The sequence below is a fragment of the Sorangium sp. So ce381 genome, assembly GCF_051473845.1.
Taxonomy (GTDB): Bacteria; Myxococcota_A; Polyangia; order Polyangiales; family Polyangiaceae; genus Sorangium; species Sorangium atrum.
Window position 1 is genome coordinate 10,378,636 of record NZ_CP150336.1, and the last position, 23,024, is coordinate 10,401,659.

Below are 23,024 nucleotides of genomic sequence, written 5' to 3' on the forward strand. Positions count from 1 at the left end.
CCGCGCGCGACACGCGAGAAGGAAATCCGAGCGCATGCAGAGTCGGACGGCGAAGTCATCAGCGCCTGACGGACGCCGGGCGAGCGATGCCGATGACGCGGAGCCCGCTCCGCCGGCCGCCGATGCGGCCGCTGCGTGGCCCCCGGCGCAGCGCTCGACCGCTGCCACCTATCGGGCGCCGAGCGACAAGCCTGATCCGGACCATCCCGCATGACGCGACGCGACAAAACCAGCGTCCCGCGGTGCGCCCCCCTGGATGCTCCTCCGGAAGGTCACGCGGCGCTCGATTTCGCCTCCTTCCGCCATGTCACACAGACTCCCGTACAACCCGGTTGACAGTCTTGGCGGGGCGCCCTACAAGGTCCGCAACCCTAACGCGTACGTAAGGGTTAAGGTTTCCCCCATGACGACCCGCCACCACCTTCCCGTTGCCCACGAGCAAAGCATCGGCGGGCCCTTCGTGTCCAGCACGTCCAAGGCGGACGCGAGAACGGAGGCGCCTGACGGTGCCGAGGGGGAGGAAGACCGTCTGCTCCAGGTGGGGGACATCGCCAAGGCGACCGGCAAGACCGTGCGGGCGATCCACCACTACGAGGAGGTCGGGCTGCTCGTCCCGCACGCCCGCTCCAAGGGTCGCTACCGGCTCTACGACCACGCGGCCCTCACCCGCGTCCGGTGGATCGGCAAGCTCCACGACCTCGGCCTGTCGCTGAGCCAGATCCAGCAGATCGTCTCGACCTGGGAGTCGTCCTCGTCTGCCCCCGGCGCGATGTCGCAGATCCGCCACGTCTACCAGCAGAAGCTCGAAGAGGTGCGGGAGCAGATCGCGCACCTCGAGACCCTCGAGCACGAGCTCGTGGCGAGCCTCGCCTACCTCGACACCTGCGAGACGTGCGACCCGGCAGAGCTCGTCGCCGCCTGCACGAACTGTAACCTCCACGACAAGAGCACGGCCGAGCCCGAGCTCGTCGCCGGTATCCGCGGCAATGGGCATTGCCGCCACGGCTCGAATCACCGCTGAGCGAGAAACACCATGGGTATCCAGCTTCCGATCTACATGGACTACCACGCGACGACGCCGGTCGATCAGCGTGTCCTCGACGCCATGCTGCCGTATTTCAACGGCAAATTCGGCAACGCCGCGAGCCGGAGCCACGTCTTCGGCTGGACGGCCGAGGAGGCGGTCGGCCACGCGCGCGAGACGCTCGCCAGGTTCATCGGCGCCTCGAACCCCAAGGAGATCGTCTTCACCTCCGGCGCGACCGAGAGCGACAACATCGCCATCAAGGGGGTCGCCGAGTTCTACAAGGACAAGGGCAACCACATCATCACGAGCGTCATCGAGCACAAGGCGGTGCTCGACACCTGCAAGCGGCTCGAGAAGCTGGGCTACGAGATCACCTACCTCAAGGTCGACAAGTACGGGATGGTCGACCCGGACGACGTCGCCCGGGCGATCACCGACAAGACGATCCTTGTCTCGATCATGCTGGCCAACAACGAGGTCGGCACGGTCCAGCCCATCGCGGAGATCGGGAAGATCACGAAATCGAAGGGCGTCCTCCTCCACTCCGACGCGGTGCAGGGGGTCGGGAAGGTCCCGTTCAACGTCGAGCAGATGGGGGTCGACCTCGCGTCGGTGACGGCCCACAAGATCTATGGCCCGAAGGGCATCGGCTGCCTGTACGTGCGCAGGTCGAAGCCGCGCGTCCGCATCACCGCGCAGATGGACGGCGGCGGCCACGAGTTCGGCATGCGGTCCGGCACGCTCAACGTGCCCGGCATCGTCGGGTTCGCCAGGGCGGCCGAGATCCTCATCGAGGAGGGCGAGGCGGAGTCGGCGCGCATCCTGTCGCTGCGCGAGCGGCTCAGGAACCGGCTCTGGAAGGAGCTCGACGCCATCCAGCTGAACGGCTCGCCCGATCGGCGGCTGCCGGGCAACCTCAACGTGTCGTTCAGCTTCGTCGAGGGCGAGGCCATGATGATGGCGATCAAGGACGTGGCGGTCTCGAGCGGCTCGGCGTGCACGAGCGCCAGCCTGGAGCCCTCCTACGTCCTCCACGCGATGGGCATCGGCGACGACCTCGCCCACTCGTCCATCCGGTTCGGGCTCGGGCGCTTCACCACCGAGGAGGAGGTCGACTACGTGGCTGACCTCGTGATCCGGAAGGTGAACAAGCTGCGCGACATGTCGCCGCTCTACGAGATGCACAAAGAGGGGATCGACCTGAACAGCGTGCAGTGGGCGGCCCACTGACGAGCGGCGCGGGCGCCGCCGGCCCGACAGAGCGAGATTTCGAGACGAAAGGAAACGGTCGAGGAGAGAGCCATGGCATACAGCGATAAGGTCATCGAGCACTACGAGAACCCCCAGAACGTCGGCACGCTCGACAAGAATGACGAGCACGTCGGCACCGGGCTCGTCGGCGCTCCGGCCTGCGGCGACGTCATGCGCTTGCAGATCAAGGTCGGCGAGGGCGGCGTCATCGAGGACGCGAAGTTCAAGACGTTCGGCTGCGGGTCGGCCATCGCGTCGTCGTCGCTCGCCACCGAGTGGCTGAAGGGCAAGACGATCGACGAGGCCGAGACGATCAAGAACAGCATGATCGCCGAGGAGCTCCACCTGCCTCCGGTGAAGATCCATTGCTCGGTCCTCGCCGAGGACGCGATCAAGAGCGCCATCGCCGACTTCCGCGCCAAGCAGCAGGCGAAGAAGGAGCTCGCGGGCGCGGCGCCTTCGGCCACCGCGACGGCGAGCGCTGAGTAACAGCGCCGGGGCTTCGGGGCGGAGGCGGCCCACAGCACCGGAACCGGAACCGGAACCGGAGAAGGAACGACGCATGCAGAGCAGTGAGCAGACCACGACCAAGGCGGCGGACACCGGGCCGCACGCCGCGCCGACCGCGACCGCGGACGCCGCGCCCGCGCGCGGCGACGGGGCCTCGGGCGAGGCGGAGGCGAAGTCGAAGCGGACGCTCTCGGTGAGCGACGCCGCGGTGCAGGCCATCCGGGCGCAGCTCGCCAAGCGCGGCACGCCCGAGGGCGCCATCCGGGTCGGGATCCGCGGCGGCGGCTGCTCCGGGTTCTCCTACGTCATCGAGTTCGAGGACAAGCCGCCCCGGTCCGGCGACCTCGTCCTGGAGTTCGCCGAGCCGGACAAGGCGACCGTGCGCGTCTTCTGCGACAAGAAGAGCATCCTCTACCTGGGCGGCTCGGTGCTCGACTGGGAGAAGACGCTCATGTTCCAGGGCTTCAAGTTCAAGAACCCGCACGAGGCGACGCGCTGCGGCTGCGGGCACTCGTTCACGGTGGCCTGAGCCGCCGCAAGGGAGCGCGCGAGAGAGCTCGCCGAGGCGCCTCCCCCAGAGCACGCCATGACCGATCCCTTCGATACCCTGGGCGTCGAGCCGCGGTTCGACCTCGACCTGCGCACGCTGGAGCAGCGCCACCGCGACCTCTCCCGCGCGCTCCACCCCGATCGCTACGCGGGCGCCCCCGCGGCCGAGCGCCGGCTCGCGCTCGGCCGCGCGATCGAGGCGAACGACGCCCTGCGCGTCCTCAAGGATCCGATCCGCCGGGCGGAGGCGCTGCTCCAGCGAGCCGGGGTCGCGCGGGGCGAGGAGGGCGAGCAGAAGGCCTCCCCCGCCCTGCTCATGGAGATGATGGAGTCGCGCGAAGAGCTCGCCGAGGCGGCGAAGGGGCGCGATCCCGCGCGGATCGCCCGGCTCGGCGAGGCGATGCTCGCGCGCGAGCAGGCGACCCTCACGGCGATCCAGGGCGCCTTCGCCGCCACAGGGAATGATCCGGAGCAGCTGAAGGGCGTGCTCGCCTTGCTCAGCGAGCTCCGCTACATCCGGCGGTTCCTCGACGAAGTGAGCGCCATCGAAGAAGAGCTCGCAGATTTGAAATGACCCTCCTCGAAATTTTCGACCCCAAAGCAAGGCCCAGCCCGATCGGCATCGATCTCGGGACGACGAACTCGCTCGTCGCCCGCGTGCGCGACGGCCGCCCGGTGGTCATCGACGACTGCAACGGAGAGCGGCTCGTGCCTTCGGTCGTGCACTACGACGAGCGCGGGCACGCGGTCGTGGGCGACAGCGCGCGGCGGCTCGCGCAGAGCTACCCCCGCGAGACCATCGTCAGCGTGAAGCGCTTCATGGGCCGCGGCGCGAACGATCCGGAGACGCGGCGGCTCGGGCCGTACGAGTTCGCGGAGCCGAAGGGCCCCGAGGACGCGAAGAGCGTGCGCTTCAAGGTGCGGGACGCGGTCGTGACGCCCGTCGAGGTGTCGGCGGAGATCTTGAAAGAGCTCCGCACCTCGGCGGAGCGCGAGCTCCGCTCCGTGGGCGGCGCGGTGATCACGGTGCCGGCGTACTTCGACGACGCCCAGCGGCAGGCGACCAAGGACGCGGGCCGGCTGGCCGGGCTGGAGGTGCTGCGCCTGCTCAACGAGCCGACCGCCGCGGCGCTCGCCTACGGGCTCGACAAGCAGCAAAACGGCCTGTTCGCCGTGTACGACCTCGGCGGCGGGACGTTCGACGTCACCGTGCTCCTGCTCGACAACGGGGTCTTCCAGGTGAAGTCCACCGGGGGCGACAGCTCGCTCGGCGGCGACGACATGGACAGGGCGCTCGCAGAGCGGCTGCTCGAGGAGATGGGCGCGACGCGGCGCACGCCCGAGGTGGTGCGGCTCGCGCTCGACACCGCCCGCAGCATCAAGCACGCGCTGACCGACGCGACGCAGATCGAGATCGAGCTGCCCGTGCAGGCGGCCGAGGCGACGGGCGGCCCGGCGTCGAAGCTTGTCACAGTGACCCGCGACGAGCTGAACGCGCTCATCACGCCGCTCCTGGAGCGCACGGGCGTCGCGTGCCGCCGCGCGCTCCGCGACGCGGGCGTCCAGGCCGCGGACCTCGACGGCGTGATCCTCGTGGGCGGCGCGACGCGCGTGCCCCACGTGCGCGACTACGTGGCGAGCCTCTTCGGCAAGGAGCCGCTCAAGGACATCGATCCCGAGGAGGTCGTCGCGCTCGGCGCGGCCATCCAGGCCGACATCCTGGCCGGCTCGATGGATCGCGCGGACGAGGTGCTGCTGCTCGACGTGCTGCCGCTGTCGCTCGGCATCGAGACGATGGGCGGCGTCGCCGAGAAGATCCTGCCGAGGAACACGACGATCCCGGCAGGGGCGCGGCAGGTCTTCACGACGTACGCGGACAACCAGACCGGGTTCGATCTCCACATCGTGCAAGGCGAGCGGGAGCTCGCCGCCGACTGCCGCTCGCTCGCGCGCTTCGTGCTGAAGGGGATCCCGCCGATGCCCGCGGGCATGGCGCGGCTCGAGGTGACGTTCCGCGTGGACGCCGACGGCCTGCTCGGCGTGACCGCGCGCGAGCTGACGACGGGGGTCGAGCAGAAGGTCGAGGTCAAGCCGAGCTACGGGCTGACCGATGAGGAGGTCGAGGACATGCTCCTCGCGGCGCTGGACCACGGCGAGGAAGACCTGCTCAAGCGCCGGCTGGTCGAGGCGCGGGTCGAGGGCGAGCGCGTGGCGATGGCGACGCGCAAGGCGCTCGCCGCGGACGCCGATCTGCTCGAGCCGGGCGAGCGCGAGGCGATCGAGGGCGCGCTGAAGGGCCTCGACGCCGCGATCCGCGGGGACAAGCCGGGGCTCATCCTGGCGCGCACGGAGGCGCTCGACGAGGCGACGCACGGCTGGGCTGGTCGGCGGATGGACCGCGCCGTGGCCAGGGCGATCGCGGGCAAGCAGGTCGAGGACGTCGAGGCGAAGGTCGCCGCGGCGAAGGGCGTGGACGCGCACCTGGCCGAGCACGGCGGGGACGACGCGAGCCACCCGCCGGTCGAGGCGGGCGGCGTTGGCCCGGCGAAGGCCGGCGTCGAGGCGAGGAGGAGCTGATGGCCAAGGTCCGATTTCTGGCGCACGGCCGCGCGTGGGAGGTCGAGGCCCCGGTGGGCTCGTCCGTCCTCCAGGCGTCGAAGTCCGTGGGCGCGCCCGAGGGCGACGCGTGCGGCGGCGTCTGCGCGTGCTCCACCTGCCACGTCTACGTCACGAAGGGGCGCGAGCTCCTCAGCGAGGCCGAGGAGGACGAGGAGGACATCCTCGACAAGGCCTTCGACGTCCGGTCGACGAGCCGCCTCGGCTGTCAGGCGAAGATCTTGAAAGACGGCGATATCGAGGCGGAGATCTCCCGCGAGAGCCTCGACGCTTTCTACAACGAGCACCCGAACGTGAAGGATCCGCGCAAGGGCTGAGCCCTCGGCGCGGGCCGACCAGCGCCATCAGCGCGCAACGACGGCAGGGACGGCTACGGCGGCGGGCTCACCTTCGTGGTCGTCGGCTTCGGTTCGCGCTGCGCGGGCGGCGGGCGGCGGAGCTTGTCCAGCTCCGTGCGCGCCTCGACGGCGATGCGCCGAGCGATGTGGGCGAAGGCCGAGACGGCCTCCTTGGCGGGCGGCGTCGAGACGATCGCGACGAGGTGCTGCGCGGCCGTCTTCCTGCCGATGGGGACGAGGAAGAAGGTCAGGGCGGCGAGGAGGAACACGACGCCGTTCGTGAGGCGCTTGAAGAACTCGCCGACCACAGGGGCCGAGCGTAGATGGAGCGATCGGCCGGGGCCCAGTTCTCGGGCGCCTTTTGCCCTTCCGCGGGGCGCAGCCTGCTGCGCCGAGCCGAGCGCGTGGACGGCGGACCGCCCCATGTTCGCTGCCCCTTGCCAGAGCGCCGGCGACTCACGACATACGGCGAGCGCATCGACCCGGCGGCGCCGAGCAGTGGAGTCCGGCCGTCCCGGGGCGATGGAGCGATCGGCACGGCCGCCGGAAGGCGGCCGTGACAAGGAGGGGACTGAGATGCTCAAGCCTGTTCTATTCACCATCATGATGGCGGCGGCGTCCGCGCCGGCCTCTGCTGCGGCAGAGGGGCAGGGCTCGACAGGGCAGCAGGCCCAGGCCAACCAAACCAAGCTCAGCGAGTCAGATCGGGAGTTCGTCGAGAAGGCTGGTCAGGGAGGGCTCCTGGAGGTGCGGCTCGGGCAGCTCGCGAAGCAGCGCACCGCGAGCCCGGAAGTGAAGCGCTTCGCGCAGCGGATGGTCGACGATCACACGGCGATCAACAAGCGGCTCGCGGAGCTCGCGCACCGCAAGGACGCGCTCGTGCCGCAGGAGCTCGCGCAGAAGCACCGCGAGGACGTCGACAAGCTGTCCAAGAAGACAGGGGCCGAGTTCGACAGGGACTACATGAGCGCGATGGTCGATGACCACCAGCGCGACATCGAGGAGTTCGAGAAGGCCTCGAAGGAGGCGAAGGACGCCGACGTGAAGCGCTTCGCCGCCTCGACGCTGCCGCAGCTCCAGGAGCACCTCGCGATGGCGAAGCAGGTCCACGGCAAGGTGAAGGGGAAGTAGCGGCGCGAGCGCGCCGGCCCCGCGCGGCGCGGCCGGCGCACCGCCGTCGGCGCGCTCAGGCGACCACGCGCGCCGCGCGCTCAGGCCTCTCCGCCGGCGGCGGGGTCGTCCTCGACCTCGCCGCGCCGCGGACGGGCGCGAGCTTGCCCCGGAGCTTCTGGTACGCGGCCGTGTCGACCGGCTCGCCCCGGACCCAGGTGCGGATGAACGGCGCCACCCCGGACTCCCAGGCGGCCCCGAGGCGAAGCGCGAGGAACTCGCCGTAGAGCGCGGTGAAGAGCGTCTCGAGCTCCTCGATGAGGTACATGCGCTCGTAGAACTGCTCGTCCACGGCGTCCTTGACGACGCTCGGGATCTTCACGCCCGAGAGCGAGAACGCGTCGGCGTTGAACAGGAAGGCGTACTCGAGCTCTCCGCGCGTGACGCGGACGCGCGCGTGCGACGGGAGCTTGCCCTGGCGCAGCGCCTCGTGGGCCTCGGGGGCGCTGCTCGGCGCCGCGCCCTTGAGCCGGCTCTGCTCCTTCTCCTGGACGAGGGTGATCTGCCCCTCGAGCCAGAGCTCGCAGACGCCGAGGGCGTCCAGGGAGAAGCGGCCCTCGAAGAGCTCGCTCTCGAACCAGAGCCAGACGAGGAATTCGCGGCCGACGAACCGGCGCTGCTCGATCAGCTCAGCGAGGCTCACAGGGCACCTCCAAGGGTCGATTCAGCGTGGAAGACCGTGGGCTTGAGCAGCTCGAACGCGGCCAGCTGCTCGGCCGTCAAGCCGAGCTCACGGGCGGCCGTGTACGGGCTCTCCGGCACGAGATCGAGCTCGAAGGTCTCCTCGAAGAGCTCCGAGAGCCCCTCGTGCGCGCGCGGCGACTGGTTCCAGAACCGGACGACGCCGGCCTCCAGGTTCCAGGACAGATCCACGACCTTCATCACCGGCATGAGCTGCGCGCGGAGCTTCCTCGACACGACGGCCCGGAGCTCCTCCTTCTCGCGCCGCCCGAGCTTTTCGCGCCCGCGCTTGGCGAGGTGCTCCCGCTCCGCCTCGGCGAAATGCGCCTTGAAGAGCGCCGAGGGCACCTGCCAGCGATCGGTCCTGAGGCCGAGGTTGATGTACGAGTTGAAGAAGATCTTGCCGTGATCGAGCTCGCAGTCGAGCGGATTCTCGATGGAGCACCACCCGGCGCGCTGCTCCGCGTCCTCCTCGACCGTGAGCGGCCGGAACGCGCGGAGCTGGATTCGCTCGACGAACCTGTCGCGGAACCCCTCGGTGAGCTCGCCGCGGACATAGAACTTCGAGAATGAGATGGATCCTTTGAGTGCGCCCAAATGATCGTCCTTTCGTCTCGTGAAGGGCGAAGGAGGTAGCCGAGCGGATCCAGGGGGTCAAAAAACCGGACGGCGCGCCGCGGCCATCGGCCACCATCGGCCAGACGACGCCGACGAACGGCGACGGCCGCCAGGCGGGCTGGGCAGCGAGGCGCGGTCAGAGCGGCTGGACCAGCGGCGGGCGCAGCCAGCGGCCCGAGAACGGGCCCGTGAGGTAAAAGCGGTAGTGGAGGAAATAGGGCTCTTCGTCGGGCCCGCAGAAGACGACGGTGGATCGCAGGAAACGGCCGAAGACGTCGTCGCCGGGCTCCGCGGACAGGCGGTGGCCGATGGCCGGCGCGGGCAGCGCAGGAAAGCGGGGCGGCGCGCCCTCCGAGAACCCGCGCGGCAGATCGCACGGAGCGGGCGGAGCAGGCGCCCGCTCCGCGCCGGCGTCCGGGTCCGGGGCGCCCGCCTCCTCGGGCGGGACGTCGGTGGAAGCCGCGACGCAGCCCGTTACGGCGCTCCCCGACGAGGCAAGGAGAACCAGCACACGCCACGCGCCGACGCTCGCCCTGGGCACCGTCCTGCCTCCGTCCGAGAAGCGCGAGTCCGCGGAGGGCCGGCGGTCGTGGCCGGCACACCGCGCCTGCGCGAACGCCGGAGGAGCAACGGCGGTGCCGCGCCGCCCGCGCAGCAGGGGCGCACCGAGCGCGCTCGCGGAGCCCGAGGGCAGCGGGCGCGCTCGTGGGACGGACGGTCAGACGTTGAAGAGGAAGTGCGCGACGTCGGCGTCCTGGAAGACGTACGTCTTGCCCTCGACGCGCAGCTTGCCGGCGGCGCGGATGGCGGCCTCGGTCCTGTGCTCGACGAGGTCGTCCACCCTGTAGACCTCCGCCCGGATGAAGCCCTTCTCGAAATCGCTGTGGATGACGCCCGCGGCCTGCGGCGCCGTGCACCCGATCGGGATCGTCCAGGCGCGGATCTCCTTGGGACCGGCCGTGTAGTAGCTCTGGAGGCCGAGCAGCCGGTAGGCCTCGCGCGCGAGCGTCGAGAGCGCCGGCTCCTTCATGCCGAGGCTCTCGAGCATCTCCTTGCGCTCGTCGGGCGCGAGCTCGTTCAGCTCCGCCTCGAGCTTGCTGCAAACGGGCACGACGCCGCTGCCCTCGGAGGCGGCGCGCTCGCGCACCTTCGTCGCGAGCGGGCCCGTGCCGGAGACGTCGGACTCGTCGACGTTCGCCACGTAGAGGACCTTCTTCGCCGTGATCAGGCCGAACGTCTTCACGACCTTCCGCTGCTCCTCGTCGAAGGAGAGCCCGCGGACGGGCTTGCCGGCCTGGAGCGCCTCGAGGCACTTCTCCATGAGCGCGATCTTGGGGAGGAGCTCCTTGTCGCCCTTGGCCTGCTTCCGCGTGCGCTCCAGCATCCCCTCGAGGGAGCCGAGGTCGGCCAGCATCAGCTCCGTCTCGATCGTGTCGATGTCGCGGAGCGGGTCGACCCCGCCGTCGACGTGCACGACGTCCGCGAGCGTGAAGCAGCGGACCACGTGGAGGATGGCATCTACCTCACGGATATGACTCAGGAATTTGTTCCCGAGCCCCTCGCCCGTGCTCGCGCCGCGCACGAGCCCGGCGATGTCGACCACCTGCACCATGGCGGGGATGATCTTCTCGGTCTTGATGAACTTCGCGAGCGTCGTGAGCCGGTCGTCGGGGACAGGGACGGCGCCGACGTTGGGCTCGATCGTGCAGAAGGGGTAATTCTGCGCCTCGGCCTTGGCGGCCGTCAGCGCGTTGAACAGGGTGCTCTTGCCCACGTTGGGCAGTCCGACGATGCCAACCTCGACGCTCATGGCGCGCACGTCTAGCACAGGCAGGGTCGCGCGGCCCGGCCACGTGGGCATGACCACCCCAGCGAGATTCCCGGTTTGCCGCGCCGCCGTCCGCCCTCAGCGCCGCGCGCGGCCGGGCGCGCGGCGCTGACGGCGAGGTGCTCGACGAACGCGCGCCCGCGCGGGCAGGAAGCGCGACGGGAGGTACACCGCGACGACCTGGCGGTGCATCGGGAGCCACCCGGCGAGCACCTCGCGCAGCCTGCCCGCGGCGACGTCGGGCGCGGCGAGGTGCGCGGGCAGCTCGGCCGGGCCGAGGCTTCACGCGCGGATGGTACGCTCCGGAGATCGGATTCACCGCTCGCGAGGCTCCGCGCGAAGGTGCCGCTGGACGAGGGCGCGCTGCGGATCATCGACGCGGCGCCTTGACGCCGCTGCGCCGAAGCGTCCGGCTCAGCCGAAAAACGAGGCGATAGCGGCCGCCACACGGGCGACCTCCTCGCCTGTGAGCTCGGGAAAGATGGGGAGCGCGAGCGTGTCGCGCGCCGCCGCCTCCGCGACCGGAAGGGAGCCCTCCGGCGGACCAAGGCGCGCGAAGCAGGGCTGGAGGTGGAGCGGCGCGGGATAATAGATCTCGGTGCCGATGCCCTGCTCCGCGAGCGAGCTCCGCAGCGGATCGCGCAGAGAGGCGTCCTTCAGGCGAATGACATACTGATTGAACGTGTGCCCCGCAGCGCCGGCGTCCGGCAGCGTCAGATCTCGCCCGCCGAGCAGCGCGGCATACCGCGCGGCGTGCTCGCGCCGCCGCTCGAGGAGCGCGCCGAGCCGCGGGAGCTTGCGCCGGAGGAGCGCCGCCTGGAGCGCGTCGAGCCGGAAGTTGCCGCCGATGCGGGTGTGATGGTGCTTCCTCCGAGCGCCCTGCGCCCTGAGCGTCCGGACGCGCTCCGCGTGCTCGTCGTCGTCGGTGGTCACGAGCCCGCCATCGCCGAAACCGCCGAGGTTCTTGGTCGGGAAGAACGAGAAGCACCCCATGAGCCCGAGCGCCCCCGCGCGGCGGCCGCCGCGCTCGGCGCCGAACGCCTGGGCCGCGTCCTCGATGACCGGCAGGCCACGGCCGCCCGCGATCGCGAGGAGCTCATCCATGGGCGCGCAGTCGCCGAAGAGGTGGACGGCGAGGATCGCCCGGGTGCGCTCCGTCAGGGCGCGCGCAGCCGAGGCGGGGTCGATGTTCAACGAGCCAGGGAGCACGTCCGCGAAGACCGGCGTGGCGCCGGAGCGGTGGATGGCGCCCGCGGTCGCGAAGAACGTGTACGCGGGGCACACGACCTCGTCGCCCGCGCCGACGCCGAGCGCCATCAGCGCGGCGAGCAGCGCGTCGGTGCCTGAAGAGACGCCGATCGCGTGCCGGACGCCGAGGTACGCGGCGCACTCCGACTCGAAGGCCTCGACCTCCGGACCGAGGATGTAGTGGCCGCTCCGGAGGACGGACTGGAACACGGCGGAGAGCTCGTCCTGCAGGGCGAGATCGCCGCGGGCTCGATCGAAGAAGGGAACAGGGGCGGTCATCCGTCGGTGTCCTCCGCGGAGAGGGGATCGCGGTAATGGCGCGTGGCCGCGGCGCGGGGCCGGGCGAGCGGCGCGTCCTCGTCGAGATCGAGACAGCGGACGATGTCGCCGCGGCGCTCGTAGCGATAGCCGCTCTCGGGGCAGCGCAGGAGGCCGTCGCGCGCGGCGACGAGCTTGTGGCCGTGGCGGCTCATCCAGCCGGTGCGCCGGGCCGGCAAGCCGGTGACGAGCGCATAGTCGGGCACGTCGCGCGTGACGACCGCGCCGGCGCCGACGAACGCATGGCGCCCTATCGTGACGCCGCAGACGATGGTGGCATTGGCGCCCACGGTGGCGCCGCGGCGGATGCGCGTCGTGTCGAGGAACGCGCGGCGGTCGATCGGGGCACGCGGGTTGACGACGTTGGTGAGCACCGCGGACGGGCCGAGGAACACGTCGTCCTCGACCAGCGTGCCGTCGTAAAGAGACACGTTGTTCTGGATCCGGACGCCATCGCCGATGACGGCGGTGCCCGCGACGAAGACGTTCTGGCCGAGGACGCAGGCGCGGCCGATCCGCGCCCCCGCCGAGATATGGCAGAAGTGCCACACCTTCGTCCCCTCGCCGATGTCGCAGGGCTCGTCGATGCACGCAGACGGGTGCGCGAAGAATGGCTTTGCAGGCTCGCTCATGGCGCCCTGTCCGCGGGGCCCCTGGAGTCCCCCTCTGGCAGCGCACCCAGCGGGCCGCCTGCCGGAGGCACCGGCCAGATCCCCCAGGCGCCGCGCGTCGCCAGCGGCGGGCCGGCGAAGTCGATGACGGGCGACCTGACGCGCCCGATGAGGTAGGCGGCGCCCAGGCCGGCGGCGCGGCGCGCGAGCGAGGCGGGGTCCTCGAAGCTCGAGCGGACAGGCGGATCACGGGGATCGATCGAGCGATCGGGGTACACCCCCTCGGGACGTCCGAGGGCAGCGAGCGCCGCGAGGTGGCCATAGTCGACGACCTCGAGGAGGAGGGGCGCGGATGGAGGCGTGAGCTCCGCGGCGGCGCGGCCGATGGCGACCTCGTCCCTCCGCGGGTTGAAGTGCTCGCGGCGCAGGTGCGGCCGGAAGAAGGCGCCGAGGGCGAGCACCACCAGCAGCGCGCCGCCGAGGGCGCGCCGCGCGCCGGCCGAGGCGCCCCGGAACGCGCGCGCCGAGAGATCCCCGACGGCGAGCGCGAGCAAGAGCAGCGCGAGGAGGGTCGCTCGCTCGGGGTGGTGGGTGGGCGCGCCGTCGCGCACGAGGGCGAGCGAGAGCGCCGCGATCTGGAAGGCGGCGACCGCGCCGGGGAGCGCGTACGGACGGGTCGCGCGAAGGAGCGGCGGGAGCGGGCGCGCTGACCCCGGCGCAGCGCCGCGGCGGGCGCGCCAGGCGACGAGGGCGATGGCGATGGGCCACACGAAGAGCTCCGGCTCCTCGCGGACCATCGCGGCAGGGTACGCGAAGAGCCGCAGCAGGGCGCCGTCGCCGCCCGGGCCGATCGCGTTGCGGTAGGAGGCGACGCGGGCGAGGAAATGCAGCGCGTCGCCGTGGGCGGCGCGGTTCCACGCGATCCACGCGGCGGGCCCGGCGAGCGCGACGAGCGCGGCGAGCGCGAGCTTCGCCTGCGCGCCGCGGCCCTGGCCGAGGCGGGCGGCGGCGAGCAGCGCCATCGCCGCGAAGGTGACGGCGACGGACCAGGGCTCGTAGCGGGAGAGCGTCGCGAGCACGAGCGCGAACGCGCCGAGGAGGGCGCGCCCGGCCGGCGGCGCAGGCCCGGCCGGCGGCGTGACGAGCGACGCCACCGCGAACAGCGAGAGGGCGGCGGTCGGCAGCTCGGGGACCGTCGCCACGCCGAGGCAAGCGCTCCAGGGAAAGGCGCCGGCGAGCAGCGCGCCGGCGAGCGCGGCGCGGCGGTCGCCCGTGATCCAGCGGGCGGAGAGGTGGACGAGCGCCGCCGAAGCGAGGCCGAGGGCGAACGCGATGGCGCGGGCGACCTCGAGGGTCGGCGCGAAGACCCGGAAGAGCGCGCCGTTGAGCCAGAAAGGGACGGGCAGCCAGCTCGTCCCCGTCGGGTCGAGCCGGGGCGCGTGGGCCCACGCCTGCGCGAGGACCACGCGCGCGAAGTCGTCGTCGCTCACCGCCCGGAAGCCGAGCGCGAGGACCAGGGCGGAGACAACCGCCTTGGCGAGGGCGACGAGGGCAAGGTCGCGCGCGAAAGGGACGGAGGCGGCCGACGCCGCCTCCACGGACGACCCCACGTCGAGCGCCCTGCCCGCTTCCCTCCCCGGCGCGGGGGCGGGCCCTAGCACGCGAGCCTACTTTTCCTGGGACTTCTCGAACTCGCGCAGCTCGCGGTCGCCTGCCGACGAGAGGTAGGCGAGCGACACGCTCGTCGCCATGAAGACGGCGGCGCAGATGGCCGTGAGGCGGGTCATGAAGTTGCCTGCGCCGCGGCCGCCGAACACCTGCGCCGTCGCGCCGCCCATGGCCGAGCCCATCCCGCCCCCGCGGCCCTGCTGGAGGAGCACGACGAGGATCAGGAACAGACAGACGAACACGTGCACGATGTTGAGGAGCGTGTGAAGCATCGGCGTCTTTCAGCTGGGTGAGTCTGGCCCGCGCGAGGGGCCCAGGGGGGCAAGTGGGCGGCAGGACAGGCCGGCGCTCCCGTGGCGAGACGGGAGCGGCCTGCGATCTACCCCTGTTCCGCGCGCTCCGCCAGTCGGTGAGCGGCCTCGACGATCTTGGCGAAGCCAGCGGCGTCGAGCGAAGCCCCTCCGACCAGCGCGCCGTCGATGTCGTCCTGGGCGAGCAGCGCCTCGGCGTTGTCGGCCTTGACGCTGCCGCCGTAGAGGATGCGCGTGACGCCCGCGAGGTCCTCCGAGGCCTTCGCGAGCAGGCCGCGGATGAACGCGTGCACCTCCTGGGCGTCCTCGGCGCGCGCGACCTTGCCCGTCCCGATCGCCCAGACCGGCTCGTAGGCGATGACGCCGAAGCCGGGCTGCTTCGCGAGCTCGTCGAGGACGGCGCGGACCTGCCGCTCGACCACGGCGAGCGTGTCACCCGCCTCGCGCTGCTCGAGCGTCTCGCCGACACAGACGATGGGGCGCAGCTCGGCGGCCATCGCCGAGGCGACCTTCCGGGCGACCGACTCGTCGGTCTCGGCGAACAGCTGCCGCCGCTCGCTGTGCCCGAGGATCACCCAGGTCGCGCCCGCGTCCTTGAGCATGCCCGAGGAGACCTCGCCGGTGAACGCCCCGGAGACCTCGGCGCTCATGTTCTGCGCGGCGATGCCGACCTCGCTCTTCGCCTCCGCGAGCTCGTGGGCCACGGCGGCGATCGCCGTGAACGGCGGAGCGACCACCACCTCGGCCCGGGTGAGCTCGCGCGTCGCCTTGGCGACGGCCGCCGAGAGAGGACATGCGTCCTGGCCCCCGGCGTTCATCTTCCAGTTGCCGGCGATGAGCGGACGACGCGGGGCCGCCCGCGAGGCGGCGCCCGCCTCTCCGGGCGTGCCCCCATCGTTCACGGGCTTCACTCGCTCACCTCGGCCGACCGGAGCGCCTCGACGCCCGGGAGACGCTTGCCCTCGATGAGCTCGAGCGAAGCGCCGCCGCCGGTCGAGATGTGATCGAAGCCCTTGGCGATGTGCTCGCCGGCCTGCTTGACCGCCGCCGCGCTGTCGCCGCCGCCGACCACCGTGAAGCCGGTGGCGCCGCTCATGATGCGCGCGACGTCGAACGTGCCCTTGGAGAAGGCGGGCGTCTCGAAGAGGCCCATCGGGCCGTTCCAGAACACCGTCTTCGCCCTCTCGATCGCCTGACCGAACAGCTCGATCGAGCGGGGGCCGATGTCGAGCGCCATCGTGCCCTCGGGGATCGCGTCGACGGACGCGGGCTCGCCCTGCGTCGCGTCGATGCTCGAGGCGACGACGGCATCGACGGGCAGGAGGAGCTGGATGCCCCGATCGCGCGCCTTGCTCATGATCGTGCGCGCCAGCGGGAGCTTGTCCTCCTCGATCCGGCTCTTCTGCAGGTTCTTGCCCTGCGCGGCGAGGAAGGTGTTCGCCATCGCGCCGCCGATGCACAGGGTGTCGACCACGTTGAGGAGCGCCTCGACGACGTCGATCTTGTCGGAGACCTTGGCGCCGCCGAGGACGGCGACGTAAGGCTTCTCCGGGCGATCGACGAGCCGGGTCAGCGCCTTGAGCTCCTTCTGGAGGAGGAGGCCGGCGGCGCGCTCGCGCATGAGGCGCGGCAGCGCGTGCACCGACGCGTGGGCGCGGTGCACGGCGCCGAAGGCGTCGTCGACGTAGACGTCGCAGAGCTCGGCGAGCTGGCGCGCGAAGCCCTCGTCGTCCTTCTCCTCCTCCTCGTGGAAGCGGAGGTTCTCGAGGAGGCAGATCTGGCCCGCCCGGAGGTCGTAGATGACCTTCTTGGGCGAGTCGCCGACACAGTCGTCCGGCAGGTGGACCTCGTAGCCCGTGAGCTCACTGAGCCGCCCCCCGCACGGCTCCAGCGAGAGCCCCTCGGTCTTGCCCGGCTTCGGGCGGCCGAGGTGCGACGCGAGGATCACCTTCGCGCCCGCCTCCATGACGAGCTTGATCGTCGGGATCGCCTCGCGGATGCGCGAGTCGTCCGTGATCTTGCCCGTCTTCTTGTCGAGCGGGACGTTGAAGTCGACGCGGATGAAGACGCGCTTGCCGCTGAGGCCAGCAGCGCCCCCGGCGGCGGCGAGGTCTTCGACGGAGCGGATTCCGGTGAGCTTCACGGCGCTAGACGCCCTTCCTCGCCACGAGCTGCGCGAGGTCGATCATGCGGTTCGAGAAGCCCCACTCGTTGTCGTACCACGAGAAGATCTTCGCGAAGCGATCGCCGAGGACCGTCGTCATGGTCGCGTCGAACGTGCTGGACGCCGGCGAGCCGATGAAGTCGCCCGAGACGAGCTCCCGATCGGTGTAGTCGAGGACGTCCTTCATCGGCCCCTGCTCGGCGGCCTGCTTCATCGCGGCGTGGATGCTCTCCTTCGTGACCGGCTTCTCGGTCTCGAGGGTGAGGTCCACGAGCGAGACGTCGACCGTGGGGACGCGGACCGCGAGCCCGTCGAACTTGCCCTTGAGCGACGGGATGACCTCGGAGAGCGCCTTCGCGGCGCCGGTGCTCGAGGGGATCATATTGACCGCGGCGGCGCGCGCGCGGCGCAGGTCGCCCTTGCGGTGCGGGATGTCGAGCAGGTGCTGGTCGTTCGTGTACGAGTGGACCGTCGTCATCAGGCCGCGGACGATGCCGAAGTTGTCGAGCATCACCTTGGCGATGGGGGCGAGGCAGTTCGTCGTGCAGGAGCCGCACGAGATGACCGTGTGCTTCTGCGCGTCGTAGAGCTCGTCGTTCACGCCCATCACGACCGTGAGGTCGTGGCCCTTGGCCGGCGCGCTGATGATCACGCGCTTGGCGCCGGCGTTGATGTGGCCGGCGGCCTTCGCCTTGTCCGTGAAGAGGCCGGTGCACTCGAGGACGATGTCGACGCCGAGGCTCTTCCACGGCAGCTCGGCCGGATCCTTCAGCGCGAGGACCTCGATCTTCTGGTCGCCGATGCTGATGTACTTGTCGCCTGCGCCGACCTTCGCCGCCTTGAACTCGCGGTGGATCGAGTCGTACTGGAAGAGGTGGGCGAGGGTCTTCGGATCCGTCAGGTCGTTGATGGCGACCAGCTCGATATCCTTCACGCCGCGCTCGTAGAGCGCGCGGACAATGCAGCGTCCGATGCGCCCAAAACCGTTAATTGCGATCTTCGTCGCCATCACGAACTCCTGGGAAAGTGGCCGGCGCGAGTCGTAGTCACCTCGCGCGCGACGGTCAAGCAAAGCCTCAGCCGCGGGGCGCCGGCGACGTGGAGCGCCGGCGGCGGCGGGGCCGCGGTCGGCTGGCCGGAGCGGCGCCTCGCCGGGAGGGCTTTCGGTCGGTATTTGGGGTGGTTTCGGTCTGTGGGAAGGGGAGCGCCGGCGCGCTCGGGCTCTGTCGCGCCGGGCTCTATCGCGCCGGCGTCACGCGCGGCCGCGGATCAGACGCCGAGCTCCTTGAGGAGCTTCTCCTTGCTCGCGACGCCGGTGTACGAGCCCGCCTTCTCGCCGCCCCGGAACAGGATGCAGGTCGGAACGGCGCGGACGTTGTATTTCTGGGCGAGCTTGGGCGCCGCGTCGATGTCGAGCGAGCCGACCTTCAGCGTGCCCTGGGACTCGGCGGCGATCTTTGCGACGATCGGCGCGAGCTGCTTGCAGGGTCCGCACCAGGTAGCCGTGAAGTCCACGAGCACGGGGATGGGGGAGTTGAGGACCTCGGACTCGAAATTCTCGTTGGTGAGGGTGAGGACGTGCTCGCCTGCCATGATTGTCTCCGTCGGTGCCGCGCTGTTCATGTTCGGGGCCGCGCGGGTGGTGCGCGGGGCGCGCCCCGTGAGTTGACCGAGGCCGCGCCAGCCTATCGGCCCGATGCAGAGCGGACGCCCTGTCGGGAAAGGAAAGTACCCGGCGCGCACGCCTCCGGCAACCCACAAGGCGCTCGCGGCGCACCCCGCGGAACCTTCCGCCTGCGCCATCGTTTTGGTAGATCGCCCGGCGGAGCGCCCCTGCCGGCCGACGCAGCGGAGGCCTGAGGGCGAGCGGACGCCCGCGAACCCGGCGCGCGGCGCTGCACGGTGCGCACGACCACGCGTGCGAGCGCCCGCTCGCGCGGCGCCGAGCCAGGATGGCCCCCCGAACCCTCATCATCACGCCGACGTACAACGAGCGAGACAACCTCGCCGAGTTCGTGAGCTCCGTCCTCGCGGCGGCCCCGGACGCGCACGTGCTCGTCGTGGACGACGCGTCGCCCGACGGGACAGGCGCCCTCGGCGACGAGCTCGCCGCGCGCGACGGGCGCGTCCGCGTGCTCCACCGCGCGGCGAAGCGCGGGCTCGGCACGGCCTACCTGGAGGGCTTCCAGCGCGCGCTGGACGGCGGCTACGACGTCGCGCTCGAGATGGACGCCGACCTCTCGCACGACCCGCGCCACCTGCCGGCGTTCCTCGACGCCATCGCCCGGGGCGCTGACGTCGTCCTCGGCTCGCGCAACATGCCGGGCGGCGGCGTGGAGGGCTGGGGCCTCGGGCGGCACGTGCTCTCGAAGGGCGGCTCCCTCTACGCGCGGGCCATCCTGGGCGTCGGCATCCGCGACCTCACGACCGGCTACAAGGCGTTCACGCGGCGCGCGCTCCTCTCGCTCGATCTCGGCAGCGTGCGCTCGAACGGCTACGCCTTCCAGATCGAGACGACCTACCGCGCGCTGCGCAAAGGGCTCCGCGTGGTCGAGGTGCCGATCGTGTTCGTCGACCGCCGCGCAGGCCGCTCGAAGATGAGCCGCCGGATCTTCGCCGAGGCGATCGTCGAGGTCTTCCGCCTGAAGCTCGACGCCGCGCGCGGCCGCATCTGAGCGCGCGGCCCCGCCGGAGCGCGAGCGCGCGCTGGGCTCAGCGTTCCCCCGCGCGAGGCGGCCGCGACCCGGCGTGCGCGCGGCCCTGCTCGTCGGCCTCCAGCTCGTCGAGCTCCTCGTCCAGCGCGACGTCGCCGTCGTGGATGCGCGATCGACCGGGGGCCTCCTGCTCCTCGAAGCGCACGCGCGCCGCCTCGGCCTGGCCGCGCTCGGCAGCGGCGTCGGGCTCCGGGCGCCCGCGGACGGCGCGGGTGGCGCGGCGCAGCGCGAGGTCGGCGACCCGCCCGGCCCTGCGCACGTTCGGCGCTGCCTTCTCGCGCAGCACGCGGCCGAACACCAGGGACAGCAGCGTCAGCACCGTCGGGACGATCACCCCGAGCGCGAGGCCGACGGCGATGCGCGCGACGGTGAGGCCGAACAGCGCGGCCACGAGCGGCAGGCCCACCAGGCCGCGATCGAGCGACGGGCGCCCCTCGTGCCGGCGCGCGCGCCGCTCCTCCTTGCGCGCGCGCCTCACCTCCCTGCGCTCGTCCTTGCGCGCGCGCTTCTCTTCCTTGCGCTCGTCCTTGCGCGCGCGCCGCTCGTCCTTGCGCGCGCCGCGCTCCTCGGGCTCGCCACCGCGCGACGCCTCGGGAAGCGCGCCGCCCGCTTCGAGCCCCGAAAGGAGCGGCGCGATACGCGCGGCGCGGCGGTCCGGGTCGGGCTCCAGCATCGCGGAGAGCGCCCGGACGAGGCGCGGGTCCGCGCGATCGCCGAGGGCAGCGGGCACGTCGATCGCGAGCCCTCGGTGCGGCAGGTTCTCCGGCTCCTCGCCGGTGAGCAGGCAGAGCGCGGTCGCGCCGACGGCATAGACGTCCGACGCGGGCAGCGCGCGGCCCTGGAACTGCTCCGGCGCCATGTACCCGAACGTGCCGACCACGGTGCTCCCGCCCTCGGGACGCATGCGATCGCGGACCGCGCCGAAGTCGACGATCGCGAACGAGCCGTCGGGCCGGCGGATCACGTTGTTCGGCTTGATGTCGCGGTGGATGACAGGCGGCGCGCGGCCGTGCAGGTAGTCGAGCACGCCCGAGGCGTCTCTCAGGAAGCGGAGGATGTCGTCCCGCCCGAGCACCGCGCTGCGACGGCGCATCGCGCCCAGGCTCTCGCCGTCGATCTTCTCCATCACCAGGAAGAGCGCTCCGTCCTCCTCGAAATGATCGAGGTAGGCCGGCAGGCTCGGGTGCGAGAGCGACGCGAGCACCCGGGCCTCGCGCTCGGCGAGCTCCACGCTCTTCCAGCTCGAGGCGCCGCGGATCTGGAACCGCTTGATCGCGACGAGCTTGCCGAGCCGCTTGTCGACCGCCTCGAGCGTGTGCCCCTGAGCCCCTTCGCCGAGGGCGCGCGTGATCACGTAGCGCCCGTCGCGCAACGCCTGGCTCGGCTCGGCACCCATCGAGGGAGCGAGAGTACACCGCCCGGGCAACGACACCAGGTCGAAGCCGCGCCTGGGCGCCCGCGAGCGCGCGCGAACGTCCGGACGTCCGGACGCCCGCCGACGCGCGCGCCGCTCGCGCGGCCCGCGCCATGCGCTCTGCTAGAGTCGCGGGCGATGTCCCTGATCCTCACCGTGCTCGGGCTGTTCGCCGCGCTCTACCTGCTGTCGGGGCTGCGGCAGATCAACCAGTGGGAAGTCGCGCTGCGCTTCACGCTCGGCAAGCTGACCGGCCGCCTATCTCCCGGCGTGACGCTGTTCCTCCCGGGGCTCCAGGAGCTGCGGCGCATCGACACGCGGATGAAGAACCGCGATCTCCTCCAGCAGATGGTGATCACCCGCGACAACGTGACCACGATGGTCGATGCGGTCGTCTATTACCGCGTCGTCGATCCGGAGAAGGCCACGCTGGCCGTCGAGAACTACGAGACGGCGATGAAGGACCGCGCCAAGGTCGTGCTGCGCGACGTGGTGGGCGAGACGCGGCTCGACGAGCTGCTCGCGCACCGCGAGGAGGTCGCCGCCAAGGTGCGCTCGCAGGTCGAGGCGGTGGCGGCCGCGTGGGGCCTGCACGTGGAGATGATCGGCCTCCAGGACATCGCGCTGCCGCCCCAGATGCAGGAGGTGCTCGCGAAGGGCGCGATCGCCGAGCGCGATCGGCGCTACGTGGTCATCAAGAGCGAGGCCGACGTGGAGAGCGCGAAGAACTTCGCGGAGGCGGCGGGCATCCTCGCGCGCTCGCCCGGGGCGATGGAGCTGCGCCGCTTCGAGGCGCTGGCGAACCTGAGCCAGGGCAACACCAAGGTGATCTTCGACCTCGCGAAGCCGTACGACGACGTGCGGCACGCGGCGGTCGCGATGGCCGAGGCGGCGGTCACCGAGGCGAAGCCCGTGCGCGTGCAGCAGGGGCAACGCGCGGTCGACGCCGAGGCGCAGCGCGAGGCCGAGGCGGCCCTCGAAGAGGAGGCGGCGCTCGAGGAGCAGCGGACGGCGCGGCGCGGGCGCATGGGCGGGGCGTGATCCCGGCGCTGACCGCGCTCAAGGCTGCGGTCGCGGCGCTGCTCGAGGCGCGCGGCGAGCGCGGGCTCTCCGCCCTCGTCGTCGGCGGGGAGCTCGCGCTCGCCGCCCCGCCCCAGCGGTGGACGCTGGGGTCGCGCGAGGTGAGCGCGTCGCGCCTCGCGCTGGCCGTCGACGCGCCCGAGTTCGCGGCGCTCACCGCGGATCCGAGCCGCCTCGCGGCGGTGAAGGAGGCGTTCGCGAGCGCGGTCCGCACGCCGGAGACGGAGCTCGCCGATCTGTCGCTGGTGCTGCGCCTGCCCGGCGTCGGGCGCGGGTGGAGCCATATCTACCGGGAGGCCGCCCTGCCGGCGGCGCCGGAGCGGCCGGCTCCGGACGCGGTGCTCGGCGGCGCGGCGGCCCTGCTCGAGGCGTCGGGCGACGCGCGGGGCGCGGCGATGCTCCGCCGCGCGCGGCTCGAGGAAGCGCAGGTCGCGGGCGGCGGGGGCGCCGCGCTGGTGCGCTGCGTGGTGCGGCTCGAGCCGGCGGATCGCGCGGCGCTCGACCGCGACGGCGAGCGCGCGGAGCGGCTGCGGCGAGCGGTGCGCGACGCGGGGACGCGCGCCTCCGAGGCGATCGCGTCCGTGGAGCTCGCCACGGCGCTCTACCCACTCGGTGGAGCGGCGGCGCCGGAGGCCCGGCTCGCGCGGGCGCTCGCGGCGCGCGGCGCGGCGGCGATGACCATCCGCCGCGATGACGGGCCGGAGGGCGAGCGCGTGGAGCTCGCGGTCGTGGCGTCCGGCGAGCTCATGCGCATCCGGATCACGGCGGCCCCGGAGCGCGAGCACAGCGGCTGGAGAGCCGAGGGGATCCGCGCGATCACGGTCGCGGCCGGAGACCTCGCGACGCCGGAGCGGACGGAGGAGCTCGCCGCGCTGCTCTGCGGAGGCGGCGAGCTCCCGTGACGCGCC

The 23,024-nt window shown here is 71.9% G+C and carries 26 protein-coding genes; 12 read left to right on the plus strand and 14 right to left on the minus strand.

What is annotated here, in order from left to right; translation table 11 throughout:
• The first annotated feature begins 403 nt into the window (after window positions 1-403).
• The 7 genes from WMF29_RS38920 to WMF29_RS38950 all read left to right on the plus strand — a co-directional run bounded on the left by WMF29_RS38920 (window position 404) and on the right by WMF29_RS38950 (window position 6,270).
• Window positions 404-1,021, plus strand: coding sequence for a MerR family transcriptional regulator (locus tag WMF29_RS38920; RefSeq protein WP_437325152.1), 618 nt, complete (start codon window positions 404-406; stop codon window positions 1,019-1,021).
• 18 nt (window positions 1,022-1,039) lie between these two features.
• Window positions 1,040-2,257 carry an IscS subfamily cysteine desulfurase gene (locus WMF29_RS38925; RefSeq protein ID WP_437331210.1) on the plus strand — a complete coding sequence of 406 codons (1,218 nt, stop codon included), beginning with the start codon at window positions 1,040-1,042 and terminating at the stop codon, window positions 2,255-2,257.
• Between the two features lie 72 nt (window positions 2,258-2,329).
• Window positions 2,330-2,767 carry a Fe-S cluster assembly scaffold IscU gene (gene iscU / locus WMF29_RS38930; protein ID WP_272102765.1) on the plus strand — a complete coding sequence of 146 codons (438 nt, stop codon included), beginning with the start codon at window positions 2,330-2,332 and terminating at the stop codon, window positions 2,765-2,767.
• A gap of 73 nt (window positions 2,768-2,840) precedes the next feature.
• Entirely contained in the window at window positions 2,841-3,317 is a 477-nt protein-coding gene (locus WMF29_RS38935) for a HesB/IscA family protein (protein WP_437325153.1), read from the plus strand.
• A gap of 57 nt (window positions 3,318-3,374) precedes the next feature.
• Window positions 3,375-3,911 (plus strand): Fe-S protein assembly co-chaperone HscB, encoded by a 537-nt coding sequence (gene hscB, locus WMF29_RS38940; RefSeq protein ID WP_437325154.1) that lies wholly within the window; start codon window positions 3,375-3,377, stop codon window positions 3,909-3,911.
• Entirely contained in the window at window positions 3,908-5,914 is a 2,007-nt protein-coding gene (gene hscA / locus WMF29_RS38945) for a Fe-S protein assembly chaperone HscA (RefSeq protein WP_437325155.1), read from the plus strand. Before hscB ends, hscA begins: the two co-directional genes overlap by 4 nt.
• The gene (locus WMF29_RS38950; protein ID WP_437295123.1) at window positions 5,914-6,270 is read left to right on the plus strand and encodes a 2Fe-2S iron-sulfur cluster-binding protein; all 357 of its coding nucleotides are present in this window, start codon (window positions 5,914-5,916) and stop codon (window positions 6,268-6,270) included. The genes hscA and WMF29_RS38950 overlap by 1 nt, the downstream gene beginning before the upstream one ends.
• A gap of 53 nt (window positions 6,271-6,323) precedes the next feature.
• Here the strand turns inward: WMF29_RS38950 and WMF29_RS38955 are convergent, their stop codons facing one another.
• Window positions 6,324-6,599, minus strand: a complete 276-nt coding sequence (locus WMF29_RS38955) for a hypothetical protein (protein ID WP_437325156.1) — start codon at window positions 6,597-6,599, stop codon at window positions 6,324-6,326.
• 268 nt (window positions 6,600-6,867) lie between these two features.
• Here WMF29_RS38955 and WMF29_RS38960 point away from each other — a divergent pair, with 268 nt between their 5' ends.
• Window positions 6,868-7,422: a DUF4142 domain-containing protein gene (locus WMF29_RS38960; RefSeq protein WP_437325157.1), complete on the plus strand. Its 555-nt coding sequence runs from the start codon at window positions 6,868-6,870 to the stop codon at window positions 7,420-7,422.
• Window positions 7,423-7,477: 55 nt separating this feature from the next.
• Here the strand turns inward: WMF29_RS38960 and WMF29_RS38965 are convergent, their stop codons facing one another.
• The 4 genes from WMF29_RS38965 to ychF form a co-directional block, all read right to left on the minus strand.
• Window positions 7,478-8,104 (minus strand): hypothetical protein, encoded by a 627-nt coding sequence (locus WMF29_RS38965; RefSeq protein ID WP_012239945.1) that lies wholly within the window; start codon window positions 8,102-8,104, stop codon window positions 7,478-7,480.
• A complete protein-coding gene (locus tag WMF29_RS38970; protein WP_272102758.1) occupies window positions 8,101-8,739 on the minus strand; it encodes a hypothetical protein in 639 nt (212 codons plus the stop codon). Before WMF29_RS38970 ends, WMF29_RS38965 begins: the two co-directional genes overlap by 4 nt.
• A 157-nt stretch (window positions 8,740-8,896) precedes the next feature.
• Window positions 8,897-9,301 carry a hypothetical protein gene (locus WMF29_RS38975; protein WP_437325158.1) on the minus strand — a complete coding sequence of 135 codons (405 nt, stop codon included), beginning with the start codon at window positions 9,299-9,301 and terminating at the stop codon, window positions 8,897-8,899.
• Window positions 9,302-9,478: 177 nt separating this feature from the next.
• The gene (ychF, locus tag WMF29_RS38980; protein WP_437325159.1) at window positions 9,479-10,570 is read right to left on the minus strand and encodes a redox-regulated ATPase YchF; all 1,092 of its coding nucleotides are present in this window, start codon (window positions 10,568-10,570) and stop codon (window positions 9,479-9,481) included.
• Between the two features lie 204 nt (window positions 10,571-10,774).
• Here ychF and WMF29_RS38985 point away from each other — a divergent pair, with 204 nt between their 5' ends.
• Window positions 10,775-10,978 (plus strand): hypothetical protein, encoded by a 204-nt coding sequence (locus WMF29_RS38985; RefSeq protein ID WP_437325160.1) that lies wholly within the window; start codon window positions 10,775-10,777, stop codon window positions 10,976-10,978.
• 24 nt (window positions 10,979-11,002) lie between these two features.
• Here WMF29_RS38985 and WMF29_RS38990 read toward each other — a convergent pair whose 3' ends face one another.
• The 8 genes from WMF29_RS38990 to trxA all read right to left on the minus strand — a co-directional run bounded on the left by WMF29_RS38990 (window position 11,003) and on the right by trxA (window position 18,501).
• The gene (locus tag WMF29_RS38990) at window positions 11,003-12,115 is read right to left on the minus strand and encodes a DegT/DnrJ/EryC1/StrS family aminotransferase (protein ID WP_437325161.1); all 1,113 of its coding nucleotides are present in this window, start codon (window positions 12,113-12,115) and stop codon (window positions 11,003-11,005) included.
• Entirely contained in the window at window positions 12,112-12,786 is a 675-nt protein-coding gene (locus tag WMF29_RS38995; RefSeq protein ID WP_437325162.1) for an acyltransferase, read from the minus strand. The genes WMF29_RS38990 and WMF29_RS38995 overlap by 4 nt, the downstream gene beginning before the upstream one ends.
• Window positions 12,783-14,426 carry a hypothetical protein gene (locus WMF29_RS39000; RefSeq protein WP_437325163.1) on the minus strand — a complete coding sequence of 548 codons (1,644 nt, stop codon included), beginning with the start codon at window positions 14,424-14,426 and terminating at the stop codon, window positions 12,783-12,785. The genes WMF29_RS38995 and WMF29_RS39000 overlap by 4 nt, the downstream gene beginning before the upstream one ends.
• A 6-nt stretch (window positions 14,427-14,432) precedes the next feature.
• Window positions 14,433-14,705 carry a preprotein translocase subunit SecG gene (gene secG / locus WMF29_RS39005; RefSeq protein WP_437325164.1) on the minus strand — a complete coding sequence of 91 codons (273 nt, stop codon included), beginning with the start codon at window positions 14,703-14,705 and terminating at the stop codon, window positions 14,433-14,435.
• A 107-nt stretch (window positions 14,706-14,812) separates the two neighbouring features.
• Window positions 14,813-15,646, minus strand: a complete 834-nt coding sequence (gene tpiA / locus WMF29_RS39010; protein ID WP_437331211.1) for a triose-phosphate isomerase — start codon at window positions 15,644-15,646, stop codon at window positions 14,813-14,815.
• 5 nt (window positions 15,647-15,651) lie between these two features.
• Window positions 15,652-16,887, minus strand: coding sequence for a phosphoglycerate kinase (locus WMF29_RS39015; RefSeq protein ID WP_437325165.1), 1,236 nt, complete (start codon window positions 16,885-16,887; stop codon window positions 15,652-15,654).
• Between the two features lie 4 nt (window positions 16,888-16,891).
• A complete protein-coding gene (gene gap, locus WMF29_RS39020) occupies window positions 16,892-17,917 on the minus strand; it encodes a type I glyceraldehyde-3-phosphate dehydrogenase (protein WP_437325166.1) in 1,026 nt (341 codons plus the stop codon).
• 260 nt (window positions 17,918-18,177) lie between these two features.
• A complete protein-coding gene (gene trxA, locus WMF29_RS39025; protein WP_437277059.1) occupies window positions 18,178-18,501 on the minus strand; it encodes a thioredoxin in 324 nt (107 codons plus the stop codon).
• A gap of 359 nt (window positions 18,502-18,860) precedes the next feature.
• On the opposite strand from trxA, the gene WMF29_RS39030 reads away from it, so the two are divergent.
• Entirely contained in the window at window positions 18,861-19,583 is a 723-nt protein-coding gene (locus WMF29_RS39030; protein WP_437325167.1) for a polyprenol monophosphomannose synthase, read from the plus strand.
• A gap of 37 nt (window positions 19,584-19,620) precedes the next feature.
• Here the strand turns inward: WMF29_RS39030 and WMF29_RS39035 are convergent, their stop codons facing one another.
• On the minus strand, window positions 19,621-21,018 hold the full coding sequence (locus WMF29_RS39035; protein ID WP_437325168.1) for a serine/threonine protein kinase: 1,398 nt from the start codon (window positions 21,016-21,018) through the stop codon (window positions 19,621-19,623).
• A gap of 156 nt (window positions 21,019-21,174) precedes the next feature.
• Here WMF29_RS39035 and WMF29_RS39040 point away from each other — a divergent pair, with 156 nt between their 5' ends.
• Together WMF29_RS39040 and WMF29_RS39045 are read left to right on the plus strand one after the other, a co-directional pair.
• A complete protein-coding gene (locus WMF29_RS39040; RefSeq protein ID WP_272102745.1) occupies window positions 21,175-22,077 on the plus strand; it encodes a slipin family protein in 903 nt (300 codons plus the stop codon).
• Entirely contained in the window at window positions 22,074-23,018 is a 945-nt protein-coding gene (locus WMF29_RS39045) for a hypothetical protein (RefSeq protein WP_437325169.1), read from the plus strand. The genes WMF29_RS39040 and WMF29_RS39045 overlap by 4 nt, the downstream gene beginning before the upstream one ends.
• Window positions 23,019-23,024: the final 6 nt, after the last annotated feature.